This is a genomic window from Candidatus Poriferisodalis sp. (assembly GCF_965205175.1).
In the GTDB taxonomy this organism is placed as follows: domain Bacteria; phylum Actinomycetota; class Acidimicrobiia; order Acidimicrobiales; family Poriferisodalaceae; genus Poriferisodalis.
Window position 1 is genome coordinate 2,372,555 of sequence record NZ_OZ242038.1, and the last position, 14,946, is coordinate 2,387,500.

Here is a 14,946-nt window from a genome sequence, read left to right on the forward strand (position 1 = left end):
CTGGCATCATCGCTGCTCTGGCATCACGGCGGGCTCAGGCCGTGGTCGAGGTCTGCTGCAGAGAAATGATGGACCGCCGGCAGCCGCTCCAGCGCGGTCAGCAGCGCCAGATCGCCGGAGAAGCTCGCTGCGTCATCGACGCTCGAGAACGATTCGGCGAGCACCGGGTCGGATCGGACTCGTGCCACCACCGTGCCGACATCTGGGCTGGTTGCATTCGGGGCGGGCACCTCCACGATGACGCCGGTGCCGCCGTGCCCGTCGTCGGCGATGGCGGCCAGCAAGTCGAACACGAAGTCCTGGTTCAGACCGGATGCTGCGGCGTCGGTCACCACCACGAGCCGCAGATGCTCTCCGCCGAGCCGGTGCAGCGCGACAGCACCGGTGCCGTCATGGGTCACGAGTTCCAGGTCGCGCAGCAGCGTGAGCGCGGTGCGCGTCGGCGGGAGGGACGAGAAGCCAGGAGCGAAGCCGTCGAAGGTGGCGGCATCGGGCACGGCCGCGACATCGGCGGTCGACGTCAGACCGCTGCCGGCTTCGGCCGGCCTGAACAGCGCCTGGGGCATGAGGAACAAGAGCGCGCGGCGCACGGCGCTGCGGCTGTCGCCTGCCAGCGAGAACGCGTCGGCAATCTGGCGGCGGGCGCGTGGGTCGTCCAGGCGCAGGTCGTCGCTGAGCCACAGCACACCGCCTTGGCGCGCATCGGTGGCTTCCAGACGAGCCCGGATGGCCGTCACTGCGGCCCGGTCGACGGTCTCGGGCGCGATGATGAGGGTGACGTGGTCGGTCAGTCGCCCTTCGGGCAGGTGCGGCCGCACGAGGTCCTCCACGCCGAGCCGCACCGCCTCGACGTTGGCCAGCGCTGCATCGCGTGCGGTCTCCGCTTCGCTGAGCGCCTCCTCAGCTGCTGCCCGACGTTCGACGGCCGACTCCGTGTCGGCTTGCAGCTGGTCGACGCGGGACTCCAAGTTGCTGACCAGCACCGAGTCCACGAACGTGGACCCGAGCGCCAAGCCGATCGCCAACGCCAGGAACACCGCCGCTATCGACACGATGTGGTATCGGAGATTGATCATCGGAGGCTGGTCATCGGAGATTGATCATCGGAGGCTGGTCATCGGCCTGGTCCACAGGCCCGGCCTACAGGCCCATGTTGATCCACAGCGTGCGCAGCAGGAGCCGGCCCGGCTCGGTGACCGCCGCTATGACGCCGATGGTGATGAGCGCTGAGACGATCAGCATGGCCATGTCGCGCTTGCGCACCTGGGTGCGGTACAGGCGGCTCACGCCCTTCGCGTCCACGAGCGCAGAGGACACCTGCATTCGCGTCAGGAACGTGGACGCCATGCCTCGACGGCCCTTGTCGAAGAAGTCGACCATCGACGTGTGCGAGCCGACTTGGACGATCTGCTCGGCTCGCTGCTCGAACGCCAGCCGCAGGGCAAGGTCTTCGCTGGTCCCTGGTGCGGCGATGACGTCGTAGCTCAAGCCCGCGTCGTCGAGGCGGGTCGCCCCCGGCGCGCCGCCTTCGGGATAGCCGTGTACGATGAGCTGCGCTCCGCACCCGAGGGCTTGCGGCGACGCGGAGTCGAAGTCGCCGATGATGATGTGCGGAACGAGCCCGGCTTCGAGCAGCGCATCGGCGCCTCCGTCCACGCCGATGATGACCGGCCGCATGTCCGACATGTAGCCCGAACGGCGCAGCGCCGCCAGATCCTCCCGGTAGTCGATGCCGCGCACCACCACCAGCACGTGGCGCCGACGCACCTCGTGGCGCAGCGGCGGAACCTCCAGTTCCTCAGTCAGGATCTGCGGCTCGTCCTGCAGGTACTCGAGCGTGTTGCGGGCAAAGCTCCCGAGCTCGCTGCGCACCGCGACGCGCGCCGACTCCAGCACACCCTCGAAATACTGAGCGTCCCGGCGGTGACCGCTTCCTACCGACTGTTCGCCCTGTTCGCCGCGTAGCAGCTCATCGCCGACCACGGCGATCTCCTCGCCGTCTTCCAGCGATGCGAACACCTCCTCGCCGATGTCGTCGAGCACCGGCACGCCCGCCTGCGCGAGGGTGAGGCCACCCAGCGCCGGGTACCGACCGGTCATCGTCGGCGCCGCGTTGACCACCGCGATCGCTCCGGCTGCCAGCAGTCCGTCGGCGGCGACACGGTCGAGATCGGCGTGGTGAATCACCGCTATCTCGCCGCGCTCGAGGCGCCGGATCAGATTCTTGGTGCGACGATCCACGCGGCAGCGTCCCGAGAACTCCGCGCGGCCGCCACGCCGTGGGCGACGCGGGTGCTGACCGATCCGCCATCGGCGCGCGCCGGACATGATCACGCGCAGACGCTGCCACGCGCAGGGCCGGGCGCCGACGCGGCCACCTCCAGCAGTTCGCTGGCGTGCTGGCGTCCGCTCGCCCAAGCCGGCCGGCCTGCGAGCATCCGTGCCAGCTCGCTGATGCGATCCTCCCCCGTCACCGCACGCAGGTCCGACGCCACCGCCTCTCCGTCGTCGGTCTTGTGGACGGCGACATGGGACTGCGCGAATGCCGCCACCTGAGCGAGATGCGTGACGACCAGCACCTGATGGTGCTGCGCCACCGAGGCCAGCGCCCGGCCGACGGCCACGGCAGTCTCGCCGCCGATTCCGGCATCGACCTCGTCGAACACCAAGGTCGGCGGCCCCTCGGTCAGCACCAGCCGCAGCGCCAGCATCACCCGTGCAAGCTCGCCGCCTGAGGCGACCTTGGCCAGCGGACCCGGCTGGGCGCCTCGGTTCGCGCTGAACAGCAGCTCGACGCGATCGCTCGGCGCCTCGCCGGAGACGCTGACCTCCAGCGTGCTGCCGGCCAGTGCCAGCGATGTCAGTCGCTCCTGTACCGCAGCAGCGAGGCTCGGTGCAGCGGCGCGGCGTGCTGCTGCTACGACCTCGGCCTCGGCTTGCACGCGTCGCTGCGCAGCGTCGATGCCTTCCTCCAGCTCAGCGGCGAGTTCGGCGTGGCGCTCCAGCTGTGCGAGACGCTGCGCAGCCCGGGCGCCGAACGACGAGACGTCGCTGAGCGAGTCGCCGTACTTGCGAGTCAGCTCACGCAGCAGCTGGTGCCGTGCCCGCAGCTGGGCCAATGCCGCCGGATCGTCCTCGATGGTCTCAAGCACGCCCCTCAGCTGCGCAACGATGTCGTCGCACTCTGCGGCCGCTGCACGAAGACGGTCGCTGACGGGAGCAAACGCCCTGCGGTTGCTCAGCATGGCCGCTGCGCTGCCCAGCTGGTCGATCGCGCCGTCGTCGCCGGCGAGCGCATGGCGCGCCGCGTGACCGTCGCTGAGATGGGCTGCAGCGTCGGCCAGCAGATCCTCGCGTTCGGCGATCCAGCGCAGCTCGTCCGGGTCGTCGAGCCGTGCCGCGCAGATTTCGTCGACTTGGTAGCGCAGGAGGTCGATCTCTTGTGCCCTGGCGCGGGCATCGCCCCCGAGTGCGCCCAGCTGGTCAGCGAGCGCCCGCAGCTCGTCACGCGCCGCGTGCCATGGACGCGTATCGATGCCGCCCCAGCGGTCCAGCGCTTCACGCTGGGTGCGTGAGCGCAGCAGCGACTGATGCTGATGCTGCCCGTGCAGGTCGACGAGCTCTGACCCGAGCGTTGCCAGCTCGCCGGCCGAGGCCATGGCGCCGTCCACGTAGGCACGGCTGCGGCCGGCGGCGGGCACCACACGGCGCAGCACGCGCTCGCTGCCGCCGCCGATCACGAATCTGCCCTCGACCACCGCCTCGACTGCGCCGGCGCGCACCATCGCCGGATCGGCTCGCCCGCCCATCAGCAGCTGCACTGCCTGCACCACGAGCGTCTTGCCGGCACCGGTCTCGCCGGTCAGGGCCGTCATGCCTTCGCCGAGCACCAGACCGGCTTGGCTGATGACACCGAGATCGCGCACCGCAAGCTCGACGAGCATCAGCGGTCCTTGAGGCCGAACTTGTGCTTCAGCACGCGATGAAAGCTGTCGCCGCCGGCGGTGACGAACCGCGCGTCGTACGGGGCACGGGTCACGACCAGCTCGTCGCCGGTCGTCAGCATCGCCGCCGAGCGCCCGTCCACTGCGACCAGCGCCGGCCTCTCGCTGACGACGCGGATGCCGATCTCGGTGTCGGGCGCCAACAGCAGCGACCGATCGAACAGCATGTGGGGCGCGACGGGCGTGAGCTGCAACGAAGAGTGCGTCGGAGCGACGATCGCACCGCCGGCCGAGAGGCTGTAGGCGGTGGAGCCCGTCGGTGTGGAGGTGATGAGCCCGTCGGCCGCATACGTCGCGAAGACGTCGCCGTCCAGCCATACCTCCAGCCGGACGGTGTGGCCGAGATCGCGCTTCTCGAGCACGACCTCGTTCAGTCCCGTCCAGGTGCGCGTGCCGCGGGCATCGCTTCGGGCGTCGGCGTGGCGCTCGCGCTCGTCGCTGTCCGCGCGTCGGCGCACCCGTGCGCTGACCATCATCCGCTCCGAGATGCGAAGGGACCCGCGCAGCGCCGCCGCCACCGTCTCGATCATCTGCGTCGGCTCGAACTCGGTCAAGTACCCGAGGTGGCCGACGTTGACGCCCAGCACCGGCACACCGCCGGCCGCGACCAGATCGACAGCGCGAAGCATGGTGCCGTCGCCGCCGACGCTGACGGCGAGGTCCGGCACCGCGCGCCCCGCATGGTCGCAGGCGAGATCCGCACGGTCGATGGCCGCGGCCTCGGCGCCGCCCATGCTCGCGGCGTGACCTTCGGCTTCGAGCCAGGCCGCCAGCAGCTTCGACGCGGCCAGCGCCTCTGCGCGCTCGGCATGGGCGACGATCAGCACCGTGCTCATCGGCTGGCGCCGCTGATGCTGTTCGCGGCGAGTTTCGCGCCGGTCTCGATCGCCTTCTCGACAGCGCCGGCGAGATCGAACGAACGCGAGCCGTCGGGCAGCGGGCACTCGTGCGCTCCCGTGCTGTGAACGCTGTCGACGCTGTCGGCGCTCTCGGCGCGGTCGATGCGACGACAGTGCGCGAAGAACTCCACGTTGCCCGCGGTGCCTCGCAGTGACGAAGCCGCGACGCCAACAGGCACGAGTCCGTTGCAGGCTGCGCTGGCAGTCACGTCGCTGAGCACGCGTCGCCACACGTCCCGATCCCGCACGACGCCCTTGCCGCGTGAGACTTCGCGTCGTCCCGCTTCGAACTGCGGCTTGACGAGCAGCACGGCATGCCCGCCGAGTGCCGTACACGCAGCGAAGTTCGCCATCATCGTTCGCAGCGAGATGAACGACACATCGGCGGTCAAGATGTCCGCAGCGCCGCCGAGATCAGCCGGCCCGAGGTACCGCGCATTGCAGCGCTCCCGCACGGTGACCCGCGAATCGGCGCGCAGCCGTGCGTCCAGTTGGCCCCAGCCCACATCCACGGCGATGACCTCGGCCGCGCCCCGCTGCAGCAGGCAGTCCACGAATCCACCGGTCGAGGCACCGACGTCGACGGCGCGTCGACCGGCCGGGGCCACCCCGAGCTCGTCCAATGCCGCGTCCAGCTTGTCGCCGCCGCGCGACACGAATCGTGTCGGCTCGCCGCAGACATGCACGGCCTCTGCGGCCGAGACCATGCGCGAGGGCTTCAGCGCCACCGAACCGCCCACCAGCACCTGCCCGACGGAGACGAGCGAGCGAGCAGACGAGCGAGACGACGCAAGACCACGACGTACCAGCTCGTGGTCGAGGCGTCGTCGGACGGCCGTCATGCAGCCGAACGTACCAGCGCGCCCAAGGTCTGCTTCGGTCGAATCCGACGGAGGCGATGCTCGATCAGACGCGCCAGGTGCCGCGTGAACGCAGCAGCTGGGAGATGTCAGCGGCACCTTGCTTGTGCTGTGCCGCTGCCAGCTGTCGCGTGGCGGCCATGGCGTACTCGCTGCGCCGCACCGCACGAAACACCCCGATGGGCGTCGGCTCGAACGGCCCCCGTGCGAGGCGGGCCAGCATGAACGCGGTCGAGGGATCGTGCTTGGTTTCGTCGTGGACGAGCACGTCGTCACTGTTCACCTCGACAGTGTGGACGACTCGCGCGCAGCCGGATTCGTCGATGACGCAGAACTCGCCGTCAGCCCCGAATCGAATGGGCTCGCCGTGCCGCAACGGGATGAGGTTGGCATCGCGGTGCTGCTTCTTGGTGACTCCCTCGAATGCGCCGTCATTGAAGACGTTGCAGTTCTGGAACACTTCCACGAAAGCAGCGCCGTCGTGGGCGTGCGCTCGCCGGAACGTCTCCATCATGTGCTGACGATCCATGTCGTGTGTGCGCGCGACGAACGACGCTTCTGCGCCGAGCGCCACCGCCAGCGGGTTGAACGGGGCGTCGAGCGAGCCCATCGGCGAGCTCTTGGTGACCTTGCCGATCTCGCTGGTGGGGCTGAACTGGCCCTTGGTCAATCCGTAGATCTGATTGTTGAACAGCAGCACCTTGATCTTCACGTTGCGACGCAGCGCGTGGATGAGGTGATTGCCGCCGATCGACAGCATGTCGCCGTCGCCGCCGATCACCCAGACGTCGAGCTCCGGCCGGGCCATCGCCAAGCCGGTGGCGATGGCCGGCGCACGGCCATGGATTCCGTGTATGCCGTAGGTGTTCATGTAGTACGGGAACCGTGCGGCGCAGCCGATGCCGGACACGAAGACCGTGTTGTGCGGCTCGGTGCCCAGGCTCGGCATCAGCATCCGCATGGCAGTGAGGATGGAGTAGTCGCCGCAGCCCGGACACCAGCGGACCTCCTGGTCGGAGGCCCAGTCTGCGGGCTGCGTGGTCGGCGTGATGGACGTATCGGTCATGGTGGGCTTCGTCTCTCTGATTGCTCGCTGGGTGTACTCGCAGGGTGCGGGTGAGCTGGGTCTTCGATGGCTGAACGGATAGCTGAACGTGCAAGCGGCGCCGGCGCTCAGGCGCGGGCCAGCTCCTCAAGGCGCCTGCGGACAGCAGCGGTCACTTCCCCGGTCGTGAACGGCACCCCGTCGATCTTGCCGACGTGCTCGACGTCGATCAGGTACTTCGCTCGCACCAGATCGCAGAGCTGACCCTTGTTCATCTCCGGGCACAGGACGGCTCGGTAGCGCCGCAGCACCTCGCCGAGGTTGCCTGGCAGCGGATGGAGGTGACGCAGGTGTACATGGGCAATCGCAAAGCCTGCCTCGCGCAGACGTCCCGCAGCAGCGTCGATGGCACCCCAAGTGGAGCCCCAGCCCAGCACCGCCAAGTCGGCGTCGAGGTCGCCGTCGACCTCGACGTCGGGTACGTCCACACCGTCGATCTTGGCCTGTCGCAGGTCGATCATCAGCTGATGATTGTCGGGCTCGTAGGAGATATTGCCGGTTCGGTCCTCTTTTTCGATGCCACCGACGCGGTGCATCAACCCGGGTGTGCCCGGAATGGCCCACGGGCGGGCGAGCGTGTCAGGATCGCGCAGATAGGGCAAGAAGATGCCGTCGCCGTCTTCGTTGGTGCCGTTGAAGTCGGTCGCGAACTCGACGCCGATATCCGGCAGATCGTCGACCTCAGGCAGCAGCCACGGCTCGGAGCTGTTCGCCAAGTAGCCGTCTGAGAGCACGACGACGGGCGTCCGGTACTTCAGCGCGAGGCGAGAGGCCTCGATGGCTACGTCGAAGCAGTCGGCGGGGCTGCGCGGGGCCACGACAGGCAGCGGCGACTCGGAATGGCGACCGTAGATGGCCATCATCAAGTCGGCCTGCTCAGGTTTCGTCGGCAAGCCGGTGGACGGTCCGCCCCGCTGGATGTCCAGCACCACCAACGGGAGCTCCAGACTGACGGCCAGACTGAGCGTCTCGCCCTTCAGCGCCAAACCGGGCCCGGACGTCGAGGTGAAGGCGAGCGCTCCGCCGAAGGCCGCTCCGACCGCCGACGCTGCTGCGGCGATCTCGTCTTCGGCTTGAAACGTCCGCACGCCGAAGTTCTTCTTCAGCGACATTTCATGCAAGATGTCCGAGGCCGGGGTGATGGGATACGAGCCGAGGAAGACCGGCAGCCGCGCAAGCTGGCCGGCCACGACACAGCCCCACGCCAGTGCCGTGTTGCCGTTCACATTGGTGTACTCGCCGGGTGCCAGCGGTGCCGGCTTCACCTCGTAATGAGCCTCGAAAATCTCAGCTGTCTCACCGAAGTTGTAGCCTGCCTTGAATGCCGCCGTGTTGGCGTTGATGACTTGTTCGCGGCCGCGAAACTTGGTATTGATGAACTCCAGCGTCGGTTCGACCGGCCGGGTGTACATCCACGAAATCAGACCCAGAGCGAAGAAGTTCTTGGAGCGTTCTGCGTCGCGCGGCTTGACGCCATGCTCGGCGACGGCATCGCGAGTGATCTGGCTCATCGGCACCGGATATGAGCGGTAGTCGTCCAGCGTGCCGTCGTCCAGCGGATTGCTGGAATACCCGGCCTTCTCCAAGTTACGATCGTTGAACGCATCGGTATTGATGATCAGTGCGCCACCTTGCGCGAGGTTGTGCAGCTGAGCCTTCAGCGCTGCTGGGTTCATCGCCACCAGCACCGTCGGCGCATCACCGGGCGTCGTGATGTCGAAGTCCGAGATGCGCACTTGGAACGCCGAGACGCCGGCCAGCGTCCCTTGCGGGGCGCGGATTTCAGCGGGGAACTCCGGCAGCGTGGAGAGATCGTTGCCGAGCGCGGCAGAGATGCTCGTGAACTGGTCGCCGGTGAGCTGCATTCCGTCGCCGGAGTCGCCGGCGAAGCGAATGATGACCTCGTCAATTTCTTGCAACGGCAGTTCACGCACTGCGGTGTCGGTCACGGTGTCTCCTTGAGGGACGTACTTGGCGGGAGTCGGAGATGGAAGTCGGATTCTGGCTGGTCGGGCCTGGGCAATCGAGCGGTGTCAATCGAGTCTGGGCAATCACATCGTGTCACGGTGGCTCACGCCTCAGGCGATGGTCACTGCCGGGTCCAAGTACACATCCTGGATGGCACCGAGAAGTTCGATGCCCTCGGTCATCGGCCGCTGGAACGCCTTGCGTCCCGAGATCAGTCCGATGCCACCCGCACGCTTGTTGATCACCGCCGTGGTGACCGCTTCTGTCACGTCGGCGGCACCCGAACTCGCGCCGCCGGAGTTGATGAGCCCGACGCGTCCCAAGTAGCAATTCGCTACTTGCCAGCGGCAGAGGTCCACCGGATGAGCCGACGTCAGGCGCTCGTACACGCCGGGGTGGGTCTTGCCGAAGCCGGGCACGGCCACGAACGCGCCATTGTTCTCTGGCAGCTTCTGCTTGATGATGTCCGCTTCGATCGTGACGCCGATGTGATTGGCTTGCCCTGTCGCATCTGCTGCGACATGGTAGTCGACGCCACCCGCTTCGCCCGAGAGGTCGAAGGCGGAGTTGCGCAGGTAGCACCACAGCACAGTGAACATTCCCAAGCGGTGCGCCTCCTCGAACGCAGCAGCGACCTCGGTGATCTGGCGACCGCTGCTCGCCGAGCCGAAGTAGACGGTGGCGCCGACGCCGGCCGCGCCGAGTTCGTGTGCTCGCTCGACCGAGCCGAACATGATCTGGTCGTAGCTCGTCGGGTAGGTCAGCAGTTCGTTGTGGTTGAGCTTGACGATGAACGGGATGCGGTGCGCGTAACGACGCGAGACCGCTCCGAGCACCCCGAAGGTGGTGGCAACGGCGTTGCAGCCGCCCTCGATGGCCAACTGCACGATCGACGCCGGGTCGAAGTAGACGGGGTTGGGCGCGAACGACGCCGCACCGCTGTGCTCGATGCCTTGGTCGACGGGCAGGATCGACACGTAGCCGCTGCCGCCGAGGCGGCCGTGATCGAACAGGGACTGCAGATTCCGCATGACCTGCGGCGAGCGGTCGGTCTCGGCGACCACATCGGTGACGAAGTCAGGTCCTGGCAGCGTGAGCAGATCCCGCCCGATGCCGTCGCAGGTGTGCTCGAGCAGGTACGACGCCCGCTCGCCCAGGATGCGGGCGATGTCAGCAGTCACGGTCAGCCGCCACAGTCAACAGGCCACCGTCAACAGGCATCGTCAACAGCCACACTCAACAGCACCGATGAACGCACGGCCACATGAGATGCACATGCTATCCCTGCTCGGTCTGCAACATGCCCATTGCGCCGGAGCTGACTGCGTCAGGGCTGCGTGGGTCCGGTCTGGCTGCGTCAGGCGGCGATGCGCTGTCGTCGCGCACGCATCAGTGGTCAGCTCTGCGGGTCAGCTTCTGCGGGTCAGCTTCGGACCTCAGCGTCGCCCAGCGCCTTCAGCCTGTCGGCAGCATCAGCGAAGTCTGGCTCAACCTCGGCGAGCCGCGCGAATCCGCGACGAGCACGCTGCAGGTCGCCGACGCGGTCGTACAGGTCGGCGAGTGCGTACCACAGTCGCAGGTGATGCTCCTTGGGCCGCCGGTGACGCACCGGACCGGCCTCGAGCAGACGGATGGCGTCGCGTGGCCGGCCCTCGTCTGCGAGCGCACCGGCGGTGACGATCCGGCCCTCCGTGATCGTCTGCGCGTCCGGATCGGCGCTGCGCAGCCGATCCCACACGTCATGCACGTCATGCAGCCGGCCCAATGCGCGATAGCAGTCCGCCAGCACCGGCAACTGGTCAACCGCGCCGGTGAGTTCTTCGTAGCGCTCGAGCCGGTGCGATGCCGCAGTCCAGCGGCCGAGCCGGTACAACGTCAGGCCGTACAGCTCTTGCACGTCGGCGACTGCGGCGTACCTCTCCGCCAAGGGCCGCAGCGTGGCGAGTGCGTCTCCGAACCGCTCCACCAGGAAGTCCTCGGCGGCATCCTTGAGCCGGTGCGCGAGCCGTTGCTGCTCGGCAGCCGGCAGATCTCTCACCGAAGCCGGGTCCAGTCGGGGCAGCTCCACGCGCACGGCAGGCCGACGCCGACCCGGCGCCTTTCGCTGCGGTCTCGTGCTCTCGGGCTGGGCGGCGCGGGGCTCTTGGGGCGCCGGGGCACGCTGATCGCGACGCGCCGGAACGCCTGCGGCATACGCATCGCCGCCGCGGACGCCGGGAATCGGGCGCAGCAGCGATGCTCCCTTGCGAGCTACTCCGCCCCAGTCCGTCCGACGCGCCGCCTGTGAAGCAACGTCATCGGTCGGCTTCGGGCTACGGCCGGCGGACCTCGGCGAAGGTCCGCGGGCCGGTCGGCCGCGGCCTGCGCCGCGGCCGCCGTCTTGTCTGCTGCCGTCACGGCTGTCGTCACGGCTGACATCACCCCTGACATCACGTCTGCCGGCATCACGATCGGTGTTGCGCTTCCGGTCGGCATCCGATGAACGCCGGGGCCGGGTCGTTCCTCGCCGCGGCTGCGTCATGTCTCAAGGGTAGGCCCCGCACGCGTGTCCTCCACTCGTCCAACAGAGTCATCGGGCCGGATTGCTGCTGGGTAGGCCCGCGCACGTATCCCCCAACCTCAAAGACACCAAGGCTCAAAGACACAGGGTCCTAGGACGCGAAGAACCCCCGCCGCATACACGACGGGGGTTCGGGTTCCGGCAGCGACCTACTCTCCCAGGGGAACTGCCCCCAAGTACCATCAGCGCTGGCAGGCTTAACTTCCGTGTTCGGAATGGGAACGGGTGTGGCCCTGCCGCCATAACCACCGGAGAACTGCCGCTGCAGACTCCTGCACAGCGATGCACGGACAGCGCACGCACCGGCGCGCTTCCTCAAGACTGAGTACCGAGACCAAGCCCTCGGCCGATTAGTACCGGTCTGCTGAACGCATTGCTGCGCGTACACATCCGGCCTATCAACGTGGTTATCTGCCACGGGCCTTACCTGGCTGTACCAGTGGGAGATCTCATCTTGAAACAGGCTTCGCGCTTAGATGCTTTCAGCGCTTATCCTTTCCGCAGGTCGCCAACCAGCCGTGCTCCTGGCGGAACAACTGGCACACGAGAGCTGCGTCCATCCGGGTCCTCTCGTACTACGGACAGCTTTTCTCAAATCTCCTGCAGCCACAGAGGATAGGGACCGAACTGTCTCACGACGTTCTAAACCCAGCTCGCGTACCGCTTTAATGGGCGAACAGCCCAACCCTTGGGACCTGCTTCAGCCCCAGGATGCGATGAGCCGACATCGAGGTGCCAAACCTTCCCGTCGATATGGACTCTTGGGGAAGATGAGCCTGTTATCCCCGGGGTACCTTTTATCCGTTGAGCAACGACGCTTCCACACGCAATCGCTGGATCACTATGCCCTGCTTTCGCACCTGCTCGACCTGTATGTCTCACAGTCAAGCTCCCTTGTGCCATTGCACTCGACGACTGATTGCCAACCAGTCTGAGGGAACCTTTGGGCGCCTCCGTTACCATTTGGGAGGCGACCGCCCCAGTCAAACTACCCGCCTGGCACTGTTCCCGAACCCGATCAGGGTCCTGGGTTAGAGTTCCGACATGAGCAGGGTCGTATTTCAAGGGTGACTCCACGCATGCTGGCGCATGCGCTTCCTCGTCTCCGACCTATCCTACACAACACGTGCCACAACCCAATACCAAGTTATAGTAAAGGTCCACGGGGTCTTTCCGTCCTTCTGTAGCCAACGAGCATCTTTACTCGTACTTCAATTTCGCCGGGTCTGTGGTTGAGACAGTGGGAAAGTCGTTACGCCATTCGTGCAGGTCGGAACTTACCCGACAAGGAATTTCGCTACCTTAGGACCGTTATAGTTACGGCCGCCGTTTACCGGGGCTTAGGTTCACAGCTTCGCTCATCAGAGCTAACCGTTCCCCGTAACCTTCCGGCACCGGGCAGGCGTCACAGCGTATACATGGTCTTACGACTTCGCACGCTGCTGTGTTTTTAGTAAACAGTCGCTTTCCCCTATTTTGTGCCACCCCTTCCGGCTCGGGCAGCAAGTGCCGTTACCATCGTGGGGTCATCCTTATCCCGAAGTTACGGATGCAATTTGCCGAGTTCCTTAACCACAGTTCTCCCGTTCGCCTGAGTATGTTCTACCTGCCTACCTGTGTCGGTTTAGGTACGGGCACCACGTGAACTCGCTAGAGGCTTTTCTTGGCAGCATGGACTCAGTGACTTCGCCTGTAGCGGCTCGGTATCGCGTCTCAGACTTGATGGGGCCCGGATTTACCTAGTCCCCGTCCTACTCGCTTGCCCCAGGTCAACCATCGCCTGGGTTCACCTATCCTCCTGCGTCCCCTCATTGCTGTCCTTCATGTGGTGGGTCGGTTCGTCGTCCCCGAAGGGAAGACAGCCCCTGAGCAACCACATGTCGGACTGGGCGCGCACGCGGTGGTACCGGAATATCAACCGGTTGTGCATCGACTACGCCTCTCGGCCTCGCCTTAGCTCCCGACTAACCCTGGGAGGACCAGCCTTCCCCAGGAACCCTTGGGCTTACGGCGGAGGGGATTCGCACCCCTCTCTCGCTACTCATGCCAGCATTCTCACTCGGACCCGCTCGACTGGCGCTCACGCTCCAGCTTCGCTGCGGGCACGACGCTCCCCTACCCCTCAAGCTCGTCCGAAGACGAACTCAAAGACGCGGCTTCGGCGGTGTATTTAGCCCCGTTACATTATCCGCGCAGGACCACTCGACCAGTGAGCTATTACGCACTCTTTCAAGGGTGGCTGCTTCTAAGCCAACCTCCTGGCTGTCTGGGCAATCCCACATCGTTTGCCACTCAATACACACTTCGGGGCCTTAGCCGGCGTTCTGGGCTGTTTCCCTCTCGTCCAACGAAGCTCATCCCCCGTGGACTCACTGCCGCACTCTGGAGCCATGGCATTCGGAGTTTGACTGGGGTCGGTAAGCTTGTGGGCCCCCTAACCCAATCAGTGCTCTACCTCCATGGCTGAACGTGCGACGCTGCACCAAAATGCATTTCGGGGAGAACCAGATATCACCGTGTTTGATTGGCCTTTCACCCCTATCCACAGGTCATCCGCCCAGTTTGCAACCTAGGTCGGTTCGGGCCTCCACGGAGTCTTACCTCCGCTTCACCCTGCCCATGGATAGATCACACGGCTTCGGGTCTACAGCATGCGACTGTGCGCCCTGTTCGGACTCGCTTTCGCTCCGGCTTCCCATCACTGGTTAACCTTGCCACACACCGTAACTCGCTGGCTCATTCTTCAAAAGGCACGCTGTCGCGCTTGGGCACGAAGCCCAGTAGCGCTCCAACTGCTTGTAAACCAATGGTTGCAGGTACTATTTCACTCCCCTCCCGGGGTACTTTTCACCTTTCCCTCACGGTACTCGTTCGCTATCGGTCGCCGACACATATTCAGCCTTACGAGGTGGTCCTCGCGGATTCACGCCGGCCTTCACGGAACCGGCGCTACTCGGGAGCAATCCGAGGAGGCATGCAGATTTCGCGTACGGGGCTGTCACCCTCTGCGGCCCGCCTTTCCTGTGCGGTTCCGCTATCTGCAAGCTTTGTAACTCCTTGACCGATCTGACGCTCGGTCGGGGATGTCCCACGACACCGATCCGGCAACGCCGTCAGGCTGTACCACCGGATTCGGTTTAGGCTGTTCCCATTTCGCTCGCCGCTACTCCGGGAATCGCTGTTGCTTTCTTTTCCTCAGGGTACTGAGATGTTTCAATTCCCCTCGTTCCCTCTGCCTGCCGTAGAGATTCGGGCAGGAGTGACACCCGATGAAAGGTGCCGGGTTTCCCCATTCGGATATCCACGGATCAAAGCCTATTCGGCGGCTCCCCGTGGCTTATCGCAGCCTATCACGTCCTTCTTCGGTGTTCGGCGCCAAGGCATTCACCATTGGCTCTTCGTAGCTTGGTATCATCGATACTCAGTCTCGAAGAATCAAAATTCCTCAGTCGCACGCCGATCGACGACCAATCACAGACGACCAATCGCAGATCAAGCACGACGAGGATTTGATGCTCGTGCATCGCTATGCAGTTGTCAGAGTACTGCG

Annotated in this window: 9 protein-coding genes and 2 rRNA genes; all 11 read right to left on the minus strand. The window is 65.7% G+C overall.

All coding sequences use genetic code 11. The features are described 5' to 3' along the window. Nucleotides 1-23 precede the first annotated feature (23 nt). The gene (locus ACOGI4_RS10240) at nucleotides 24-1,076 is read right to left on the minus strand and encodes a copper transporter (protein ID WP_419841572.1); all 1,053 of its coding nucleotides are present in this window, start codon (nucleotides 1,074-1,076) and stop codon (nucleotides 24-26) included. 64 nt (nucleotides 1,077-1,140) lie between these two features. Further along, a complete protein-coding gene (gene steA / locus ACOGI4_RS10245) occupies nucleotides 1,141-2,328 on the minus strand; it encodes a putative cytokinetic ring protein SteA (protein WP_419843130.1) in 1,188 nt (395 codons plus the stop codon). Between the two features lie 2 nt (nucleotides 2,329-2,330). Beyond that, on the minus strand, nucleotides 2,331-3,944 hold the full coding sequence (gene recN / locus ACOGI4_RS10250) for a DNA repair protein RecN (RefSeq protein ID WP_419841573.1): 1,614 nt from the start codon (nucleotides 3,942-3,944) through the stop codon (nucleotides 2,331-2,333). Next, the gene (locus ACOGI4_RS10255) at nucleotides 3,944-4,840 is read right to left on the minus strand and encodes an NAD(+)/NADH kinase (protein ID WP_419841574.1); all 897 of its coding nucleotides are present in this window, start codon (nucleotides 4,838-4,840) and stop codon (nucleotides 3,944-3,946) included. The genes recN and ACOGI4_RS10255 overlap by 1 nt, the downstream gene beginning before the upstream one ends. Then, nucleotides 4,837-5,745 (minus strand): TlyA family RNA methyltransferase, encoded by a 909-nt coding sequence (locus ACOGI4_RS10260; protein ID WP_419841575.1) that lies wholly within the window; start codon nucleotides 5,743-5,745, stop codon nucleotides 4,837-4,839. Before ACOGI4_RS10260 ends, ACOGI4_RS10255 begins: the two co-directional genes overlap by 4 nt. Before the next feature lie 64 nt (nucleotides 5,746-5,809). Continuing rightward, nucleotides 5,810-6,829, minus strand: a complete 1,020-nt coding sequence (locus ACOGI4_RS10265) for a 2-oxoacid:ferredoxin oxidoreductase subunit beta (protein ID WP_419841576.1) — start codon at nucleotides 6,827-6,829, stop codon at nucleotides 5,810-5,812. A gap of 107 nt (nucleotides 6,830-6,936) precedes the next feature. After that, nucleotides 6,937-8,817: a 2-oxoacid:acceptor oxidoreductase subunit alpha gene (locus ACOGI4_RS10270; RefSeq protein ID WP_419841577.1), complete on the minus strand. Its 1,881-nt coding sequence runs from the start codon at nucleotides 8,815-8,817 to the stop codon at nucleotides 6,937-6,939. A gap of 129 nt (nucleotides 8,818-8,946) precedes the next feature. Then, a complete protein-coding gene (locus ACOGI4_RS10275) occupies nucleotides 8,947-10,017 on the minus strand; it encodes a class I fructose-bisphosphate aldolase (protein WP_419841578.1) in 1,071 nt (356 codons plus the stop codon). 242 nt (nucleotides 10,018-10,259) lie between these two features. Next, on the minus strand, nucleotides 10,260-10,874 hold the full coding sequence (locus ACOGI4_RS10280; protein ID WP_419841579.1) for a tetratricopeptide repeat protein: 615 nt from the start codon (nucleotides 10,872-10,874) through the stop codon (nucleotides 10,260-10,262). A 658-nt stretch (nucleotides 10,875-11,532) separates the two neighbouring features. Beyond that, nucleotides 11,533-11,649: ribosomal RNA gene (gene rrf / locus ACOGI4_RS10285) — 5S ribosomal RNA — on the minus strand. A 77-nt stretch (nucleotides 11,650-11,726) separates the two neighbouring features. After that, nucleotides 11,727-14,807, minus strand: a 23S ribosomal RNA gene (locus ACOGI4_RS10290). Nucleotides 14,808-14,946 lie beyond the last annotated feature (139 nt).